20 protein-coding genes are annotated in these 19,480 nt (G+C 59.2%); 5 read left to right on the top strand and 15 right to left on the bottom strand.

Annotated elements, in window-relative coordinates; all coding sequences use genetic code 11:
* Positions 1-218: 218 nt before the first annotated feature.
* The 10 genes from KO492_RS09095 to KO492_RS09050 all read right to left on the bottom strand — a co-directional run bounded on the left by KO492_RS09095 (position 219) and on the right by KO492_RS09050 (position 12,349).
* Positions 219-611 (bottom strand): DUF3775 domain-containing protein, encoded by a 393-nt coding sequence (locus KO492_RS09095; RefSeq protein ID WP_216044668.1) that lies wholly within the window; start codon positions 609-611, stop codon positions 219-221.
* Positions 612-708: 97 nt separating this feature from the next.
* A complete protein-coding gene (locus KO492_RS09090) occupies positions 709-1,863 on the bottom strand; it encodes a DNA recombination protein RmuC (RefSeq protein WP_216044667.1) in 1,155 nt (384 codons plus the stop codon).
* A complete protein-coding gene (gene mutL / locus KO492_RS09085; protein ID WP_216044666.1) occupies positions 1,860-3,755 on the bottom strand; it encodes a DNA mismatch repair endonuclease MutL in 1,896 nt (631 codons plus the stop codon). Before mutL ends, KO492_RS09090 begins: the two co-directional genes overlap by 4 nt.
* An 80-nt stretch (positions 3,756-3,835) precedes the next feature.
* Entirely contained in the window at positions 3,836-5,143 is a 1,308-nt protein-coding gene (locus tag KO492_RS09080; RefSeq protein ID WP_216044665.1) for a M16 family metallopeptidase, read from the bottom strand.
* Positions 5,140-6,489 carry a M16 family metallopeptidase gene (locus KO492_RS09075; RefSeq protein WP_216044664.1) on the bottom strand — a complete coding sequence of 450 codons (1,350 nt, stop codon included), beginning with the start codon at positions 6,487-6,489 and terminating at the stop codon, positions 5,140-5,142. The genes KO492_RS09080 and KO492_RS09075 overlap by 4 nt, the downstream gene beginning before the upstream one ends.
* A 112-nt stretch (positions 6,490-6,601) precedes the next feature.
* On the bottom strand, positions 6,602-7,066 hold the full coding sequence (locus tag KO492_RS09070; protein ID WP_216044663.1) for a DUF3035 domain-containing protein: 465 nt from the start codon (positions 7,064-7,066) through the stop codon (positions 6,602-6,604).
* Between the two features lie 57 nt (positions 7,067-7,123).
* Positions 7,124-7,597 (bottom strand): signal peptidase II, encoded by a 474-nt coding sequence (gene lspA / locus KO492_RS09065; RefSeq protein WP_216044662.1) that lies wholly within the window; start codon positions 7,595-7,597, stop codon positions 7,124-7,126.
* A 9-nt stretch (positions 7,598-7,606) separates the two neighbouring features.
* Positions 7,607-9,196 carry a bifunctional phosphoribosylaminoimidazolecarboxamide formyltransferase/IMP cyclohydrolase gene (gene purH / locus KO492_RS09060; RefSeq protein ID WP_216044661.1) on the bottom strand — a complete coding sequence of 530 codons (1,590 nt, stop codon included), beginning with the start codon at positions 9,194-9,196 and terminating at the stop codon, positions 7,607-7,609.
* A gap of 42 nt (positions 9,197-9,238) precedes the next feature.
* Entirely contained in the window at positions 9,239-10,942 is a 1,704-nt protein-coding gene (locus KO492_RS09055) for a heparinase II/III family protein (RefSeq protein ID WP_252735464.1), read from the bottom strand.
* Between the two features lie 126 nt (positions 10,943-11,068).
* Positions 11,069-12,349 (bottom strand): RsmB/NOP family class I SAM-dependent RNA methyltransferase, encoded by a 1,281-nt coding sequence (locus tag KO492_RS09050; RefSeq protein WP_216044659.1) that lies wholly within the window; start codon positions 12,347-12,349, stop codon positions 11,069-11,071.
* Between the two features lie 58 nt (positions 12,350-12,407).
* Here KO492_RS09050 and KO492_RS09045 point away from each other — a divergent pair, with 58 nt between their 5' ends.
* On the top strand, positions 12,408-12,602 hold the full coding sequence (locus KO492_RS09045) for a DUF1674 domain-containing protein (RefSeq protein ID WP_216044658.1): 195 nt from the start codon (positions 12,408-12,410) through the stop codon (positions 12,600-12,602).
* Positions 12,603-12,657: 55 nt separating this feature from the next.
* Here KO492_RS09045 and dapB read toward each other — a convergent pair whose 3' ends face one another.
* Positions 12,658-13,467, bottom strand: a complete 810-nt coding sequence (dapB, locus tag KO492_RS09040) for a 4-hydroxy-tetrahydrodipicolinate reductase (protein WP_216044657.1) — start codon at positions 13,465-13,467, stop codon at positions 12,658-12,660.
* Positions 13,468-13,569: 102 nt separating this feature from the next.
* On the opposite strand from dapB, the gene rbfA reads away from it, so the two are divergent.
* The 3 genes from rbfA to KO492_RS09025 all read left to right on the top strand — a co-directional run bounded on the left by rbfA (position 13,570) and on the right by KO492_RS09025 (position 15,571).
* Positions 13,570-13,983 (top strand): 30S ribosome-binding factor RbfA, encoded by a 414-nt coding sequence (gene rbfA / locus KO492_RS09035; RefSeq protein ID WP_216044656.1) that lies wholly within the window; start codon positions 13,570-13,572, stop codon positions 13,981-13,983.
* Positions 13,983-14,891, top strand: coding sequence for a tRNA pseudouridine(55) synthase TruB (gene truB, locus KO492_RS09030; RefSeq protein ID WP_216044655.1), 909 nt, complete (start codon positions 13,983-13,985; stop codon positions 14,889-14,891). The genes rbfA and truB overlap by 1 nt, the downstream gene beginning before the upstream one ends.
* A gap of 86 nt (positions 14,892-14,977) precedes the next feature.
* Positions 14,978-15,571, top strand: a complete 594-nt coding sequence (locus KO492_RS09025) for a DUF1643 domain-containing protein (RefSeq protein ID WP_216044654.1) — start codon at positions 14,978-14,980, stop codon at positions 15,569-15,571.
* Between the two features lie 92 nt (positions 15,572-15,663).
* Here the strand turns inward: KO492_RS09025 and KO492_RS09020 are convergent, their stop codons facing one another.
* On the bottom strand, positions 15,664-15,975 hold the full coding sequence (locus KO492_RS09020) for a cupin domain-containing protein (protein ID WP_216044653.1): 312 nt from the start codon (positions 15,973-15,975) through the stop codon (positions 15,664-15,666).
* A 14-nt stretch (positions 15,976-15,989) separates the two neighbouring features.
* Entirely contained in the window at positions 15,990-16,733 is a 744-nt protein-coding gene (locus tag KO492_RS09015; protein WP_066608532.1) for an SDR family NAD(P)-dependent oxidoreductase, read from the bottom strand.
* Positions 16,734-17,081: 348 nt separating this feature from the next.
* Here KO492_RS09015 and KO492_RS09010 point away from each other — a divergent pair, with 348 nt between their 5' ends.
* Positions 17,082-17,780, top strand: coding sequence for a GntR family transcriptional regulator (locus tag KO492_RS09010; RefSeq protein WP_216044652.1), 699 nt, complete (start codon positions 17,082-17,084; stop codon positions 17,778-17,780).
* On the opposite strand, the gene KO492_RS09005 is transcribed toward KO492_RS09010, so the two are convergent.
* Complete coding sequence (locus KO492_RS09005; RefSeq protein ID WP_216044651.1) at positions 17,777-18,697, bottom strand: sugar kinase; 921 nt, start codon at positions 18,695-18,697, stop codon at positions 17,777-17,779. The genes KO492_RS09010 and KO492_RS09005 overlap by 4 nt on opposite strands.
* Before the next feature lie 36 nt (positions 18,698-18,733).
* Positions 18,734-19,480: a 2-dehydro-3-deoxy-D-gluconate 5-dehydrogenase KduD gene (kduD, locus tag KO492_RS09000; protein WP_216044650.1), complete on the bottom strand. Its 747-nt coding sequence runs from the start codon at positions 19,478-19,480 to the stop codon at positions 18,734-18,736.

Here is a 19,480-nt window from a genome sequence, read left to right as displayed (position 1 = left end):
AGGTCTCCTTTACTACTTAAATTCTCCCTGTGCATGGCGACGCGCGCCAAACCAGAGAGACAGCGGGATCATCGCGCGATGCGACCCGCCATTCTTTAATTAAGATCAAGTTCGCAAAAGAAAATGTGTACTTTTGCACACAATCGTGTGGCGAAACGCAAAAGCCCAACAGGCGCCGCGAAAACTGCGACGCCTGCCTTTGTCTTCAAACCGAAACTTTACGCTTTGCGATACAGTTCGTCTTCCAATTCCGACGTATCCACCCCGAGACGTTCCAAGCCGTCTTCAAGATAATCGGCCAAAAGCGGAATCCCGAGGAGGTACTTCTCGGTCGGGCCGGTGGCCTCTTGCTTGGCTGTCTCAAAGGCCTCGGCATAATCGTCAAAGGTTTCACGCCCGATCCATGTGATCGCGACAAGGGCGGCTTTTTCATCCTCGTTCAAGCCGCAAATGAAACTCTGCAACTCACGCCCTGTGCCGTCAGACGGGCGGGCCTCAAGGATCGTATCCCCGTCGGCTTCATCTCCGGGCCTGTCCCACCGGCCAACTTTTGCGCCAAGCTCACGCGCGCGCACAATGACAAAGGCGACTTTGTTCGGGCTGATATCCATGGCGCATTCCTCCAAATCCTGTGCGAAAAGACTGTGCCCCAAAGGGTGCCACAGGCACATGACCTAGGTCAAACTTTCCACCTTCACAGAGGGTTTTCTACGATTTTTGCACAAGCGCAGCAGGGGCCGCAGCCGGTGTATCGGCGGCCAGTTCCTCGAAGTCGAAATTGTCGAGCCGGTGCGCCCGCTTGCCCGCTTTTTCGGCCGAAATCTTGATGTCTTCGAGATCTTTGGCCGCTTGTCCGAAATGACGGTCGAGATTGCCGACGCGGGCACCGAGACGCTCCACATCAGCATGGAGCAGGGACAGTTCCTTACGGATTGCGCCCGCCTGTTCACGCATCCGCGCATCCTTGAGAATCGCCCGCATCGTGTTGAGTGTCGCCATGCAGGTGGTCGGAGAGACGATCCACACACGTTTGTCAAAGCCCTCGCGGACAAGCTCGGGGAAATTCGCATGAAGCTCGGCATAGACCGCCTCGGACGGCAGGAACATCAACGCCCCGTCTGCGGTTTCTCCTTCGAGAATGTATTTCTCCGAAATGTCCGAGATATGCCGCTTCACCGCCTGCCGCATGAGTTTCGCGGCTTCATTGAGTTCCCACTGCGTATCGGCACGCCGCAACGCCTCATAGGCTTCCAGCGGAAATTTGCTGTCGATTGCGATCGGTCCCGGAGGGTTGGGCAGATGGATCAGACAATCCGCCCGTTTCCCGTTCGAGAGCGTCGCCTGTAGAGTATAGCTGTCCTTGGGAAGGGCCTTGCTGACGATATCGTTCAACTGGATTTCCCCGAAGGCACCGCGCGTCTGCTTGTTCGAAAGGATGTCTTGCAAGGACAGGACATTTCCCGAAAGCTTCTCGATATTCGCCTGCGCCTTGTCGATGGTTTCCAGACGTTCATGCAACGCGCCGAGGCTTTTGGCCGTGCGTTGTGCCGACCCTTGCAGGTTCAGATTCATCGTCTCCGTCACCAGAGAGAGCCGTTTCTCCATCAGTTCCAGCATCTTCGATTGCGACGCCACTTGCGCCTCGGAGACATGGGTCAATCCGCCCGCAAGCTGCTGTTGCCCATCAGAGAGCATCTGCACCCGCTGGCCAAGCTGGTTCATCTGTTGCGCAATCGGCAGGGCCATTCTCGCAGCCTCGCCAGAGCGTTTCAGAACCACAACCAGAAGAAAAAAGAAAAGCAAAAGGGCCGCCCCGCCGATCACGGCAGCAAGCGTCAGAGGGTCAGCGAAATCAAGAGTCATGTGCGTCCAAACAGGCGTTCAATATCGGAAAGTTTCAGCTCCACATAGGTGGGCCGGCCGTGGTTGCATTGACCGGAATGGGGCGTGGCCTCCATCTCGCGCAACAGGGCATTCATCTCTTCTGCATGCATCCTTCGTCCCGACCGGATCGAGCCGTGACAGGCCACACGCGACAGCACCGCCTCGATCCGCGTCTGAACCGTATAGCTGTCACCAAGATCGGAAAGCTCGTCGAGAATGTCCTCGATCATCGCCTTGGCTTCGACCCGTCCCAGGATCGCGGGTGTTTCGCGCACAGCAATCGCAGCCCCGCCAAAGGGTTCGATCACAAGCCCGAGACGCGCCAGATCGTCGGCCATATCCAAAAGCATCTGCGCATCATTTGCGGAAAGCTCGACCACTTCAGGGATCAAAAGCGCCTGCGATTTGACGCCATGTTCGGCCATCTGGTGTTTGAGTTTTTCATAAACCAACCGCTCATGTGCGGCATGTTGATCAACGATCACAATACCGCGCTCGGTCTGGGCGATAATGTAATTTTCATGCACTTGCGCACGGGCGGCGCCCAAAGGCAGAGCCTCGGTCTCCGGCTGGGCGGGCACCTCCTCCATCCGTGCGGACGGTTGGGACATCTCGGCAAATCCCGGTGTCACCACGGGCGCGGGACGTTCCGGCGCTTGCCAGTTATAGCTTTGCTCCATCACCTCTTGCGGCGGGCGATAAGGGGCGGCGTATCCCCCCATCGAAGGGCGGTCCATCTGATATACACGCGGCTCGCCGGTCTGTTCCGGTCGCATGGCACCCAGAGTCGCGTTGGCCACGGTGGTTGAGGCGCGATGCCCCGCCTCGGCCAAAGCATGACGCAGGGCAGATACGATCAGACCGCGTGCAAGGCCCGGCTCACGGAACCGCACTTCAGACTTCGCGGGATGGACGTTGACGTCCACCAGATGCGGATCGCAGTCGATAAAGAGACATGCCGCCGGATGCCGGTCACGGGACAGGAAATCGAAATAGGCCCCACGCAGCGCACCAACCAAAAGCTTGTCCCGCACAGGTCGCCCGTTGACGAAAAGATACTGCGCCACAGCGGAGCCGCGCGAATAGGTCGGCAAGGCCGCATATCCGGTGAGCGTCAGCCCCTCACGTTCCGCATCAATGGCCAGAGCATTCTCGGCAAATTCCTTGCCCAGAACCGTCGCCAACCGTCCGTGCAGCGCATCAAACATATCGCCGGATTGCGGATCGGCACGGAAGGTCACGCGCCCCTCGCCGCCTCCCGACACATCGCGCAGGGTGAACCCGACATAGGGTTCGGCCATCGCCAGACGTTTGACCACATCTGTGATCGCCTGTGCCTCTGCCCGATCCGTGCGTAGAAACTTCAGCCGCGCGGGGGTGGCGTAGAACAGGTCGCGCAGTTCAACCACTGTCCCGCGGGTCAGCGCCGCAGGTTTGACCGGCTCCATCTTGCCGCCGGACACGGACAGGGTCACACCATCGGAGCCTTCAGCCCGCGAGGTGATTTTCAAACGCCCGACTGCACCAAGAGAGGGCAACGCTTCCCCCCGAAACCCGAAGGTGTGGATGTCGAGCAGATCGGAGCCGTCAATCTTTGATGTTGCATGGCGCGAGAGCGCGAGGGGCAGATCATCCGCCGTCATCCCGCAACCGTCATCGGTCACACGGATCAGCGTCTTGCCCCCGTCAGCATAGTCCACCTCAACCCTGCGCGCGCCCGCGTCGATCGCGTTTTCGGCCAGTTCCTTGACTGCCGAAGCGGGGCGCTCGACCACTTCACCAGCGGCGATACGGTTGATTGCGCCTTCATCCAATTGGCGAATAACAGGGCGAGGCGTGTCTTGGCTTATGCTGCGTGTCGGAGAGTTCATACCACAAGACCTAGCATGGAAACGCCCGATTCGACCATGATGAAATCAAGGGCAAATCGGGCGAAACATCTCGAAAGAGATTAGTCAGTCACAAGGTCTTTGGGGCTGCCGACGACCACAAAGGAAAGGGCTTCCGGATCATAGAGCCGCTTGATCACCGCGTTGATCTCGTCCAGCGTCACCGCATTAACCATATCGTTGCGCGTGGCGATGTAGTCCGGCGAGAGACCGTCCATCTGCATCCCGACAAGAATGCGTGCAATCGGCGCATTGCCATCGAACCTGAGCGGATAGGCCCCCGTCAGATAGGTTTTCACATTCTCCAACTCTTCCGCCGTGAGGCCCTTCTCAGCGAATTTCTTCCATTCAGTTTTGACCACACCAATCGCCTCGGCCACAACTTCGTTGCCGGAAGAAAACTGGCCCATGACAAGTTCGGAATGATCGAAAGGCACGAGATAGGAGCCGACACCATAGGTCAGACCACGTTTTTCACGCACCTCTTCCATGAGGCGCGATTCACCGTGGCCGCCCAGAACCTCGTTGGCGATATAGGCGGGAATAAAGTCGGGATCATCGCGCTTGATGCCCTTTTGCCCGAACATCACCACCGATTGCGGCGTCTCGAAAGGCACAACCGTAACACCGCCCGAAAGGGCCGGTTCCACGCGCTCCGGCAGTTGCGGGCCGGTTTCCGGCAAGTCGCCCAGAAGATCATCCAATAGCGCGGACAGTTCTTCCGCCGTGATATCCCCGACAGCAGACACATAGAGACGGTCCCGCGTCATCACACGATCTTTGGCCAGAAACATATCGTCACGGGTCAGCCCCGCGACGCTTTCAGGTGTCCCGTTGTCATTGTTGCCATAAGGGTGGTCGCCAAATGCCTGTTTGTAGAAGGTGTTCGACGCAATTTCCCCCGGATCGGTTTCTGCATTGCGCAGGATCGACAGGACCTGAGAGCGCACACGATCCACAGCCGCCTGATCAAAGCGCGGATCCATAAGCGCCGTGCGCAGCAGTGACATGGCTTCATCACGGTTCTCACTCAGAAACCGCGCGGAGACCGACACGGAATCCATACTGGCGTTGAACCGGAAACTGGCGGCCAGACTGTCGCGTGCCTTGGCAAAGGCCTGCGCATCCATATCGCCCGCGCCCTCTTCCAGAGTGGCCATCATGAGGCCAACTTCGCCCCGCTTGCCCGGTCGGTCCAGAGAGGTCCCGCCCTGAAAGCGGATTTCAAGCGCCGTGAAAGGAATGGAATGTTCCTCGACCAGCCATGCCTTGATCCCGCCCGGCGTTTCGACGGTCTGCACTTCCACAGCCGCCTGCGCGGGCAGACTGAGCCAGACCAGTGCAACCAATGTGCTCAAGAGTCGTTTCATTCTTCGGCTCCTTCCATGTTGGAGGGCATCAGCCAGCCCGTAACCGCATGACGACGATCAAACACCTCTTTGGCGGCATTCATGACATCTTCGGCGGTGACGGCCTGCAAGATATCCGGCCAGTCTTCGATATCTTTCAGGGACAGACCAACCGCCATCTCCGCACCATATTGTCGGGCAAGCCCTTCGATATTGTCCTCGGCATAAATCAGGCCCGCCCGCAGCTGGGTTTTGAGACGCTCAAGCTCTTCGGGATCGACACCGTCTTTCATGAATTGCGCCAGAGTGTCGTCCAGAGCAGCCTCGGCCTCTTCCATCGGAACATCCGGACTTGGCACCATCGTCAGGGAAAACGTCGCATCATCTATCGACGTGCCATCGTAATAGGCCCCGACATAGATCGCTTTTGGATCATCGAAGTTCAATTTGCGCGCCAAATAGGACGTGGTGGAATTCCCGCCCAAAAGCTCGGCAAGCAATGTCAGGGCTGCGGCTTTTTCCTGTGCGCCCGGATCGCGTTCCTGTGCGAGGTAACTGCGCGTGATATAGGGTTGCGCCACGCGTGGATCACTCATCTTGAGGCGACGCTCGGCCAGTTGCGGTGGTTCCTGCGGGCGCAAACGCGGTTCAAGGTCCGGCGAAGGCGCAACAGGGCCGTAATAGGTTTTGGCCAGCTCATACACCTCATCAGGATCAACATCACCCGCCACCACGAGAATGGCATTATTCGGGGCGTAATACTCATGGTAAAAGTTGAACGCATCCTCGCGGGACAACTGTTCCATCTCCTGCCGCCAACCGATGATCGGAATACCGTAAGGATGGTTCAGGTACTGCGCCGCACGCATTTGTTCACGAAACAGCGCCCCCGGATCATTGTCGATACGCTGGTTGCGCTCTTCCAGAATGACCTGACGCTCTGTCGCCACATCGTCTTCGGTCATTTCCAGATCACGCATCCGGTCCGCTTCCATTTCCATCATCAAGGGTAGACGGTCTGCGGCAACCCTTTGATAGTAGGCGGTATAGTCCCAAGAAGTAAATGCATTGTCCGACCCGCCATTGCGCGTCACCGTTTCCGACAGTTCGCCCGCCTCAAGATCATCCGTGCCTTTGAACATCAAATGTTCAAGGAAATGCGCAATGCCGCTTTTGCCCAGACGCTCGTCGGCTGCACCGATTTTATACCACACCGTATGCGCCACCACAGGCGCACGGTGATCTTCGAGCACGACAACTTCCATCCCGTTGTCCAACTCGTAGTGGCTCACCTCGGCCGCGAGGGCCGGTGCCGCGAGGACTGGGGACATGAGCGCCACAAGCGCCGCCGCCAAACCATATTTCATGAATGTACCTTTCAGATCGAACAGGGATCAGGTCAGAACTATAGAGCGAGTTTGCGCAAAAGCGCAGCCCGGAACCGCCGCGTTGACGTGGACGTGAAGCGGCGCGATCCGCTTACTGTTCGGGGGCGGACGGAACCGAAACACCAAGCGCTCTCAAACGCTCCCATTCGGCATAAGCATCAAGCGCAAAACGCTTGTAAGCCCGTTCATAGCTACCTCGGCCTTTGCGACGGCCTTCATCGGCATCATGCAGTTCCGCGCGGATATTATCATCCACACCGTAGCGTGAGGCATAGGAGACAATCCCGCCATCAACACCCGTCGCAGACGGCACACGCCCGCCCAGCGCCACGATAGCATCGGCATTGGGGGTCTGATCTGTCAGATTCGTGCCGCCCAGCGTGGGCGCCGGAAGATCATTGTAATTGTCCGGTTCCTGCAAAGGCTTGGTCGTCAGGATCGAAAACTCGTCCGGACCGGTCTTTACCCGATTCGGAACACGTTCCTTCTGGCTGCAAGCAACAAACGCGGTCAGAGCCAAGAGGCACAGAGCCGTTCGGGACACATTCGAGACCATAGAAACCTTCCTCCGCAAATCGCGTCAGAGCATGTTTAGACCAGTCTGACCCCAAGGTCACGTCCGGTTTTTCGTCTCACCCGTGAAAAGAATGAGACCGAATGCCCCTGCAAAAATTGTGATATCCGCCACGTTGAAGGAATAGGGGTTCTGAAACCCGCAACAGGACATGTTGAGAAAATCCGCCACCGCGCCATAGATGATGCGGTCGAGCGCATTGCCCAGCGCACCGCCGACCAGAAGTCCGGCACTGATCTGCCCCAAGGTGGAAAACTGTTCGCGCCGCACCCAGCGCATAACCCACGCAGAAATGACTACCGCCAGAGCAACCCAGCCCCAGCGCAACAGATCGCCATGACCGGACAAAAGCCCGAAATTCGCGCCTTGGTTCCATGCCATGTGGAACACGAGATAAGGGGGCAGAACATCGATCTGCCCCACAGTTTTAAGATCGAGAAACTGGACCACGGCCCATTTGGAGAGCTGGTCGATCACAAAGGTGATCAGCGCTGTCAGAGCCGTGATCCGCATTCTCAAACCTCAGTGACGGAAATGGCGCATACCGGTCAGCACCATCGCAAGCCCTGCTTCATTGGCTGCGTCGATCACCTCTTGGTCGCGCATGGAGCCGCCCGGCTGGATGACACAGGACGCGCCCGCAGCGGCCGCTTCCAGCAGACCGTCGGCAAAGGGGAAGAACGCATCAGACGCCACAGCGGACCCTTTGGTCAGCGGCTCGGGAAGCCCCATCGCTTCGGCCATGCGCTCGGCTTTCTTGGCGGCGATCAACGCGGAGTCGAGACGCGACATCTGACCCGCACCGACACCGACAGTCGCCTGATCCTTCACATAGACAATCGCGTTGGACTTGACGTGTTTTGCCACTTTCCACGCGAACAGAAGGTCTTTCATCTGCTCGGGCGTCGGCGCTTTCTCCGTCACGACCTTCAGATCATCCATGCCGACAAAACCGGCATCCTTGTCCTGAAACAGATAGCCGCCGGCAACCTGACGGATCGTCGAAGGCTTGGCCAACACATCCGGCAGCGCTTCTGTGGTCAAAAGGCGCAGGTTTTTCTTCTTGGCAAAAATCTCTTTCGCCTCATCCGATGCACCCGGTGCAATGACAACTTCGGTGAAAATCTCGGTGATCGCTTCTGCCGTTTGCGCGTCCAGCGCCTTGTTCAACGCAACGATACCGCCGAAAGCAGAGGTGCGGTCACAATCGAAAGCAGATTTGTAAGCGTCGAGAAGCGTCTCACCCTTGGCCACACCGCAAGGGTTGGCGTGTTTGATGATCGCCACGGCGGGCGTCTCGGCGGGATCAAACTCGGCCACCAGTTCAAAAGCGGCATCCGTGTCGTTGATGTTGTTATAGGACAATTCCTTGCCCTGATGCTGCACGGCCGTCGCCACGCCGGGGCGTTCGGAGCCGTCCACATAGAAGGCCGCGGACTGGTGCGGGTTTTCGCCGTAACGCAGGGTCTGCTTGATCTGACCGGCAACAACACGGCGGCGCGGAGCCTCTTCGCCAATCGCGCCCGCCATCCAGTTCGACACGGCGGCGTCATAGGCCCCCGTGCGGGCATAGGCGATCTGCGCCATTTTCTGACGGAAGGCATAGGAAGTCTGGCCGTCATTCGCTTCAAGCTCGGCGATCAGCGCGTCGTAATCCTCGACATCCACCACGGTCGTCACGAACCCGTGGTTTTTCGCCGCCGCACGGATCATCGCCGGACCGCCAATGTCGATGTTCTCGATCATCTCGTCATAGTCCGCCCCGCGCGCCAAGGCGGCTTCGAACGGGTAGAGATTCACAACCAGCAGGTCGATGCCGCCGATCCCGTGTTCATCCATTGCGGCCACATGCTCGGCATTGTCACGCAGCGCCAGAAGGCCACCATGCACACGCGGGTGCAGCGTCTTCACACGCCCGTCCATCATTTCAGGGAAGCCGGTCACTTCCGAGACGTCTTTCACCTCAAGGTCGGCGTCGCGCAGCGCCTTGGCGGATCCGCCGGTGGACAAAAGCTCGACCCCCTTGGCAGCCAGCGCCTTACCCAGTTGGGCGAGGCCAGTTTTGTCGGATACGGAAAGAAGCGCGCGCTTCACGGGATAAAGGTCGGTCATAGCAGGTCCCCAGAATGGCTCGATGGCAAATCGGCTCACAGATCAGTTCAGCGTCTCGTCGTCCATCTCAAGATCGCGGAGCGTCGTAGGCGTCTCCTGCGCTTTCGCGAGAGTCCAACGGACACGGGTCGCATAATCCATTGCCGTCGCAGATAGAACCACTTGTTTGCTCGCACGCGGCTTTAAACGGTTTTTTTCGAGATAAACCGAGCGTTCGAGGCTCAATTTTGCGCGACCGTCATGGCGAAACACCCAAATCTCGCCGGATTTCAGCGCCAGAGACACAGCCGCGCCGCCCATATCAAGCTCGGCATCCACATCCGGATGAAGGTGGAACCGCACCTGAAACGGAATGCCCTGTAGTTTGAGCCGGTCCATCATCCGGTCGAATTGCCGCTCGTCCTCACCCGTGATCGTCGCCAGCGTGTCCTCGCCCGCAATCCCGCGCCCGTCTTTCGACAATTCGATCTGCCGGATATGGGTCAGCCCGTGGGTCTTCACATAGCCGTCATGCCCCGCAACGAAGCCGCCGCCATCCTCGCTTGAGCGCAATTCCAGACGCACAGCACTTGGCACATCGACAAGCAATTCGCGCAAATGTCCACCGATCATCCGTTTCGGACCGAGCCGCGAGGAGGAAAACCCTTCAATCCCCAGTGTGGAATGTGACGGGGTTGCCCGACCGGCACGGCGCCATTCCGGCCCGAAGCTGCTCCCAGCCCCGCAATTGACAATCAACGGCCTGCGTCCGGAGGTCAGTTCAAACGCCATCGTTGATGCATGGGCATTGAAAGAGGCCAACACCTTCGGGGGCGGAGCCGCATCGACAATGATTGACGTGCGTCCGGCGGCAAGCCGCAAGAACCCCATGTGAAGCCCCTGCCCTGGCGGGGTCTTGTTGCCCGAACTTGCCAAAGCGCGATCAAGCCGCCCCTCCATGCCACGCCCGCCGCCATGAAAGCGGGCCAGCCCGCCGTCCGAATGACGCAATGCACGCAATGTCGGCGCGATCCGTTCAATCGCCGCCAGATGCGCTTCATCTGCAATCTTTCCGGCCTCCGACAACGCCGCAGCGGCCCATGTCAAAAGCGTGAAGACCTCAAGTAATTCTTCCGGATTTCGGGTCGGAATGCCGCCTTCGTCATCAATCTCTGATTCGCATTCCTGCGCCAAGGCTTTGACCGCCGGCGCAACATGCTCTTCCATGCCCACGAGGGACAGGCCCGCATAGATCAGCCCTGTCAGCGCCTCGAAACGGGGCAGACCGGGGCTCGCCGTTTGCCACCGCCGCGACAGGAAGATCGTCTGCTGTCCGAGCGTCTTGTAGAACGCGTTCGAGACATCCGCCTCCTGCCCCGACAGGAAGAACAAAGCATGGTGAATCCAGCGGATAAGCCGCCGACCGGTCAGGTCCGGCGTCCAGCCCGGTCCCTTTCCGCCCGCATAGCGATCCATCCATTCCTTGATCCAGTCCTGCGCCCGATGGCGTGCATTGTAGTCCCCCACAGCCGCCAGATCATCAAGCCATGCAAATCCATGAATTTCTTCGACAAATCCCTGAGCTGGCGCATCAATATCCCAAATGGACGTGTTTTGCGCCTCGACCAGATAGCCCGCGAACAGGAAGTTGCCGCCGATCAACTGACGTCCACGCGCAAAGGAACCGATGGATTTGGGCTCGGGTTGCGAGACGAATCCCAAGGCCGGTTTCGCACGCGCTGCGCGCCACGCATGATACCTGTTCATGCGGCGTACATTTTTCGCCCGCCAATCCTCGCTTTGCGACATTGCCTGCCCCAGCCTGTCGGTTCGTTTTCGTTGCCCGGAAGATAGCGGGCGCTACGCGAGATGTCATCGGGAAATCCCCGTCTGTCATCCCCGTCGCAGAACCGTGATGAAGAAACCGTCCATCCCGCCACGCTCTGCCCAATAGTCGGGACGGGTGCGCAGCCCCTCTTCCCCGATCCACTCGGGCGCGACACCGTTGATGCGGAGCGCGTCCAGATCGACACGCAGATCAGGGTGGCGCGTTTTCGCATCGCGCACCTGCTCTTCGCCCTCGTCGATCAGCAGGGAACAGGTGCAATAGACCAGTTTTCCGCTCGGTTTGAGCATCCCCAAGGCGCGGTCGATCAGATGTTCCTGCAACTCGAAAAGCCCCGGAAAATCCGACCCGTCCTTCACATAGGGCAAATCAGGGTGACGCCGGATCGTGCCCGTCGCGGTGCAGGGCGCATCCAGCAGAATCGCATCGAACGGCCCACCTTCATATTCCAGCGCATCTCCTACGGCGATTTCCGCCGAGAGCGCACAACGCGTCAGGTTTTCCTGCACACGCCCCATCCGTGATTCGGAAATGTCGAGCGCCGTGACATTGGCCCCCATAGCGGCCAGTTGCAGGGTCTTCCCCCCCGGCGCGGCACACATATCGAGGACATGATCGCCTTTTTCGGGCGAAAGGATTCGCGCAGGCAGGCTCGCGGCTGCGTCCTGCACCCACCATTCACCCGCCGCGAATCCGTCAAGTTTCGTCACCTGAACCGCACGGCTCAAACGCACGGACCCACTCGGCAGCACCTCGCCACCCAAGGTCTTCGCCCAGCCTTCCGGATCGGATTTAACGGTTAGATCAAGTGGCGCACCCTTGGCCTGCACGGCCTCCATCGCGGCCACTGTCGCCTTGCCGTAATCCGCGACCAAAGGTTTGCGCAGCCATTTCGGCAACATCGGCGCGGGCAACACATCCCATTTCACCTTGTCACCATCGACCTTACGCAGCACCGCATTGACCAGCCCCTTGAAATGGCTAGATTTCGGCCGCTCCTGCATCAGAGTCACATAAGCATTCACCACGCCATGCGCGGCCTCGCCCATGGCGCAAATCTCGAACACCCCCATGCGCAGAGCGTTCATGACATGTGGCGCAGGACGTTTGCTAAGATGCGGGCCAAGCATCCGGTCGCAGCGATCCAGCACCCGCAAAGCTTCGGTCACCAGCCGCTGGGATCGCGCACGATCCTCCGGCGACAGGTCCTTGGTCCGCTGCAACAGCACTTCGGACAGAAGCCGCTTCTCAAGGAGCACGGCATCCAGAAGGGCCAGAGCGGCCCGGCGGGCTGCAAGCCCCGCGACATCAGATGATCTTGTTTTCATGGTCTGACCCCGTATATCACAAGGGCAAGCCGGACAAGATCATCCGAAGGATTTCCCGATGACCGACAAGACAGAAAACCCAGAAACCACCCTTCCCCCCGCCGCGCAACGTGCGCTGGCAGAGGCCGAAGAGCGCCGCAAAGCCCGCGAAGAGGCGGTGAAAGCGATGCCAACCGAACTGGGCGGACGAGACGGGCCGGAGCCGGTGCGTTACGGCGACTGGGAGAAAAAAGGCCTCGCCATAGATTTTTAAAAGAAAAACCCGCGGTATTCCGCGGGTTTTATTTTGCGGTGTTGAACCGGAAATCTCAGAGGCCCAGCACGTCAAGCATATCATATTCACCGGGTTTCTGACCCTGCCCCCAAAGTGCGGCTTTCAGTGCGCCTTTGGCAAAGAGAGAGCGATCGGAAGCAACGTGGCGCAGGATAATGCGCTCGCCATCGCCCGCAAACATCACGTCATGCTCGCCGACAATGTCACCGCCACGAATGGCGGAAAAGCCGATGTCACCCTTCTTGCGCGCGCCCGTGATGCCGTCACGCCCCGAATCGCGCACGTCACTGAGCTTCACGCCGCGCCCTTCGGCAGCGGCCTCGCCCAGCATCAGTGCCGTTCCGGAAGGGGCATCAACCTTGCGGTTGTGGTGCGCCTCGATGATCTCGATGTCATAGTCAGAATCCAGAGCCGCCGCGACCATTTTAGTCAGTTTCGTCAAAAGGTTGACACCCAAAGACATGTTGCCGGCGCGGATAATCGTCGCGTGATGGGCCGCCAGTTCGATCTTTTCCAACTCCCTCGGACACATGCCCGTGGTGCCAATCACATGAACGCAGCGCGCCTGTGCGGCCAGCCCCGCAAACTCCACCGTGGCTTCCGGTGCGGTAAAGTCGATCACCGCCTGCGCCTTGGAAAAAGCCTCCAACGCATCATCCGTCACCTGCACGCCCAGCGCCGCGCCGCCCATGGCTTCGCCCACATCGCGCCCGATCCAGTCGCTTCCGGCACGTTCCACCGCGCCCACAAGTCTGCACTTTTCCGAGGCCACAACGGTTTTGATCAACATCTGCCCCATGCGACCGGACGCGCCGGTAATAACAATGCCGGGAAGCTCGCTCATGGTTTTCTCTCCTGAATTCTCTTGGGCTGTGCTTTAACCTGTGCAAAGGCTTTTGGCAAAGCCCGCTTGCAAGACTCTCTGTTCAGGACTATCTGCGCACCTATGGCAAAACGATCTCATTCCAGCGGCCCTGGCCGGTCGCACCGCACCCTTCGCGTCGGCGAGGCCATTCGGCGTCGTCTGTCCGAAATTCTCACCCGTGGCGAAATCCACGATCCCGATCTCACCGCGATGTCCATCACGGTGGGCGAGGTCCGTGTCAGCCCGGACCTGCGTGTGGCGACCGCCTTCATCCTGCCGCTTGGCGGGAAAGACGCCGAAGAGGCGCTTCTGGCGCTGCGCCGGAACAAAGGCGAGATTCGTCACCACATGGGCAAGGCGCTCGGGATCAAACACACGCCCGAGATGCGCTTTGAGCTGGATGACACCTTTGACCGTATGGACGCGACGCGGCGCATGTTTGCCGACGAGCGCGTTCAACGCGACCTGCACAAAAGCGACGACGAGGAAGAGTAATGGCCCGACGCAAGAAGGGGCGCGCAGTTCACGGCTGGTTGGTCGTGGACAAGCCCGCCGGCATGACCTCCACATCTGTTGTCAACAAAGTGCGCTGGGCATTCAACGCGCAAAAGGCCGGGCACGCGGGCACGCTTGATCCCGATGCGACGGGCGTTCTGGCCGTTGCGCTGGGCGAAGCGACGAAGACCGTGCCTTTCATCACCGACGCGCTGAAATGCTACCGCTTTTCCGTGCGTTTCGGACAGGCGACGAATACCGATGATGCGGAAGGGCAAGTGATCGCGCAAAGCGATGCACGACCAAGCGACGAGGACATTCTCGCCGCCCTGCCGCAGTTTGAAGGCGACATCATGCAAGTGCCGCCGAAATTCTCCGCCGTGAAAATCGACGGCGAGCGCGCCTACAAACTGGCCCGCGACGACGAAGATTTCGAGATCGCCGCCCGTCCGCTCTATGTGGACGAGTTGAAATTCGTTGAACGTGTCGATGCGGATCATGCGATTTTCGAAATGGTCTGTGGCAAGGGCGGATATGTGCGCGCGATTGCCCGTGATCTGGGCGAGGCGCTTGGCTGTTTCGGCCATGTGGAATGGCTGCGGCGGGAATGGTCCGGCCCTTGGGATGTCGAAGAAGGCGTCTCTCTGGAAGAAGTTGAAAAGCTCGCCCGCACGGACGAGATTGACCAGCTTTTGCGCCCCGTCGAAGAGGGGCTTGCCGATCTTGACGAAGTGACCTGCACGCCCGAAGGCGCGACACGGCTCAGAAACGGCAACCCCGGCATGGTCTATCCGGCAGATGGTGTGGAATATGGCGACGAGGTCTGGGCCTCTTTCGAGGGCAAACCAGTCGCTGTCGGGCAATACAAGGCCGGTGAATTGCACCCCAACCGCGTGTTCAACCTCTGACAGCCAGATCTGCGCAAAGACGCACCTTGCCTTTCCGGTCGTATCGGTTTTCCTTGAGTGAAGTCGGAAACAAGAGGTTTTGACACATGAGCGAACGCAGGCAGGTTGCCACGAACGAAGACGCCCACAAGCTGCATGATCCGGGCGGAAAGGTGCATATCCGCCTGCCCGATGGCGTCATCGGTGGCGCGCGGTTTTCGGCCTGCGGTCGCTATCGTCAGACCCTGACACGCGACTGGACGCCGGAAGGTGAAGCGCCGCGCACCATTATGTTTCTTGGTCAGAATCCCTCTGTCGCACGAGCCGATGTGTCCGACCCGACCTGTGACAAGGAACTCAAATTCGCCCGCCTCTGGGGCTACACACGATATGTGAAGACCAACATGCTGGACTGGCGCGCCACCCATCCCAAGGATGTCCCGCATGATCCGGCCGTTGCACGAAGCGCGGAGAACCTGCCCGCCATCCTGCGCGAGGCGGAAGATGCAGAGGAAATTCTCTTGGCCTATGGCAAGTTGCACAAGAGATATGCCCCCATCGTCAAGCAGACCATTCAGGCGCTCAGAGCGACAGGCAAGCCCCTCAACTGCCTCAAACTGAACAAGGACGGATCGGCGCAGCACCCGCTCTACATCCGCGGCGACACCCAGCGCTTTCCCTTTCCTGATCCCGAAGAGTAACGCGGGGTTTTCCCGGCCTCATACTGCCCCATACATGAAAAGCGCCGGGCTCTCCCGACGCTTTTAAATGTTTGGCGATCAACTTCGCCACTCTACAGGAAATCATCCCTGCGCGGGGTGAAACAGTCGATAAGTTTACCCGGCTCAAGACACAAACAGCCATGCTCCATCCCTGACGGGATCACAAAGCTGTCCCCCGGTCCGACCTCACGCACCTCATCACCGAGGAAAAAGCGATAGCGCCCGCTTTCCACATAGGTCGACTGCACATGCGGGTGGCTATGGAGCGCCCCTTCGGCACCCTCCGCATCAAAACGGAAGGCAACCACCATAAGCTCGGGGCTCTCCGACAACACCTGCCGAGTGACATGCTCTCCGGTCGAAACGATTGGAAAATTTGCCATCATTCCCCTCCGCCTCAGCTAAAGAGCATCCCGCCGTTGATGTCGATATTCGCGCCGGTGATATAGGCGGAGTCGTCGGTTGCCAGAAAACAGATCAGGTTGGCAGTGTCTTCAGGTGTGCCCTGACGCTTGAGCGGCGCGGCGGCTTCGAGACCACGGCGGCCAGCATCCGGCGTGTGGATATTGTGGAAATCCGTGTCGATCATCCCCGGACAAAGCGCGTTCACGCGGATGTCAGGGCCGAGCTCCTTAGCGAGGCCACGGGTCATGGTCATCACGGCCCCTTTGGACGTGGCATAGGCCACAGCCCCCGGCCCACCACCGTCACGACCGGCTTGGCTGGCAAGGTTGACAATCACACCGGATTTCATGTGGGCGAGCACCGCCTTGGTCATCATGAAAATGCTGGTGAGGTTCAACGTCATCACCGTGTTCCAGTGCTCAAGCGGCATCTCTGCGATGGTTTTGCGCCCCACGAGACCACCGGCGTTGTTCACTAGAACATCCACGCCGCCAAAGGTATTGACCGCTCCGTTCACCAAGGCATCCACGCCCTCCTGCGTGCACAAATCCCCCTGAACCGCGATGGCTTTGCCGCCGAGCGCTTCGATCTCGGCCACGGTCTCCTCGGCTCCCTGCGCCGATGCGAAATAGTTGATGGCCACATTGGCCCCCTCTTTCGCCAGCGCCACTGCAGCCGCCCGTCCGATATCGCGCCCGCCGCCGGTCACAATCGCTGTCTTGCCTTGAAGTTTCATGGTCAGTCCTTCCATTCGTTTTCTTTTTTCGATGCACCAGTCAGCACATCACATTCACTCTGCGGAACATCGGGGCGCGTTCAGGCGCAACCGGCACAGCATCTTGGTTTTGATGATCCTTGCCAGTGTGTCGCCTGACATCCCGCCCCTCCCCGAAACCTTTGCCGCATCAGAACGCTGCGGCAGCTTTGCTATAATCAACATGGATTCACCGTTCCGTCAATCCTTGCATACAAGATGTTATACAAGTAATCTCGGCAAATCTCCCGCGCTTTTATCGCCTCTGCATCTTTGCTAGGGTCGGGAACGGACCATCTTGTGTCAGCAGACAGCATTGAAAGATCGACTATGGACCAAACCACGCCAGACACCCTGACCAAAAGCAGCGTCGATCAGATCACGGACCATCTCTACAAAGAAATTACGTCGCTGCGGCTCCTGCCCGGAGCGCGTATTTCGGAAACCGAGATCGCGCAGAAATTTGGCGTGTCGCGCCAACCCGTGCGGGATGCGTTCAACCGGCTTGCGACGATGGATTTGATCCGAATCCGGCCTAAAAAGGCCACAGAGGTCAAGAAATTCTCCACCGCCGCCATCACCAAATCACGCTATATCCGTGCGGCAATCGAGGCTGCCGTGCTGCGGGACGCCTGCAAATATTGTGATGATGAGGCCGGTTCTGCGCTGGACTCGGCCCTCTCCTTGCAAAAGCAAGCCCTCGTCGACCGCGATACAGAAGCCTTTGGAAAGCTGGATTATGCTTTCCACAAAACCCTCTGTGACATCGCAAAAGCGCCTTTCGCCTATGAGGTCATTCAAGCGGAAAAGGCCAAGGTGGACCGGCTCTGCGTGTTGAGCCTCGCCAAAGAAGATCGCATGCCGGAACTGGTTTCGGATCATCAAAAAATCGCCGAAGCGGTCAAAGCCAGCGATGAAAAAGCGGCGCAGGAGGCTGGCATGATCCACCTGTCCCGCCTGGATGATACAATCGCGCGCATCCGCGTGCAAAGGGCCGCATTTTTCGACGACGAAAGCGCCGCCGACTAACCCCTGTCGCGCGACATGGCCTCTTTCGGGATCAGCGCCCCACGATGGCTGATGACCCGTCCGGCGAGACGATGCCCCGCCAAGGCCGCTGCCACATCATCCTCCCCGCGAAGCCGCGCGGCCAGAAATCCCGCGTTGAAGCTGTCTCCGGCCGCAGTGGTATCCACCACCTTGATCGGGGTCGGAATGGGCACAAGCGTCTCCGCTTCCGTGCCGCGAATGGTGCAGCCCTCCGGCCCGCGTTTGAGCACGATGGTTTCCACGCCCAACTCCGCGACCCGCGCCAGTGTCGCCTCTGGCGTCGCGTCATTCCAGAGCATGACCTCATCCTCGAACGTGGGCAGAACCACCGAGGAAAGCGCCATCACCCGCTCAAAGGCTTCGCGCGCCAGATCTTCCTTCCCCGCCCAAAGACGCGGCCTGTAATTGCCATCAAAAGCGACCTCGACTCCCTTTGCGCGTGCCCGTTCCAAAAGCTCGAAAAGGCGCGGCAGATGATCGTTGAACGTATAGAGGCTGATCCCCGAAAGATAGATCATCCGTGTATCGAGCATCCCTTCAAGCCAGTCTTCGGAAGGCTCGGCAAAGAGTTTGCGCGCGGCGGCAGCGTTGCGCCAGTAGTGAAAGAACCGCTCCCCTGTCACATCATTGGTGATGGAATAAAGGCCGGTTGTATCGACGGGATCATTGAGCAAGAGAACATCGGAGACCGCGTTTTCCTGCAACGTCGCGCGGATACGTGTGCCGAAAGGGTCATCCCCGATTGCAGAGGCAAAAGCCGCATTGATCCCCGAACGCGCCAGATAGACAGCGGAATTGAGCGTATCGCCGCCCACCCCGATCTGGGTGCTGCCATCGGGCGCAAATGCGATCTCTCCCATGGCTTCCCCAAGGCAGATGATATCAAAACGGGACATGCGGGTTTTCCTTTGCGTGAGTATTGCGTTGCAGGCTTAGCGGGCCAGCCATCCGCCATCGACATTGATCACAGCTCCGGTGACATAGCGGGCCGCTTTGGAGCACAGATAGGCCGCCGTGCCGCCAATATCCGAAGGCTCTCCCCACCGCCCCGCAGGAATACGCGCCAGAATCGCGTCATTGCGGGCGGGATCGTTGCGGAGGGCTTCGGTATTGTTGGTGGCGATATAGCCGGGCGCGATGGCGTTGACGGTGATGCCATGCGGGGCCCACTCGTTGGCGAGGCTCTTGGTGATCCCCGCCACCGCGTGTTTGGAAGCCGTATAGGCCGGAACGCGGATGCCGCCCTGAAACGACAGCAGCGAGGCGATGTTGACGATGGCCCCGCCCGTCCCACGTGCGATCAACTCGCGGCCAAACGCCTGACAGGTGAAAAACAGCGCCTTCTGGTTCACATCAATCACCGCATCCCAGTCCGCCTCGCTATAATTCACACAGTCCTCGCGCCGGATAATCCCCGCGTTGTTGATCAACAGATCAAACCCCGCGCCGGAAAACACATCCCTTGCCGCCATCGGGTCCGCGAAATCCAGCCTCATGTCCTCCGCCTGCCCTCCTGCTGCGGTGATCTTCTGCACTGTGTCGGTGCAGGGCCGACGACCGGCACAGACCACCTCCGCCCCTTGCGCGGCCAAGGCACAGGCGATGGCCTGCCCGATCCCCGTATTTGCACCGGTGACAAGCGCCTTCCGGCCGGAAAGGGAAAAGAGGTCGTGCGGCAT

This window comes from Celeribacter halophilus (genome assembly GCF_018860305.1).
Taxonomy (GTDB): Bacteria; Pseudomonadota; Alphaproteobacteria; order Rhodobacterales; family Rhodobacteraceae; genus Celeribacter; species Celeribacter halophilus_A.
This window is presented reverse-complemented; position numbering and strand designations above follow the sequence as displayed.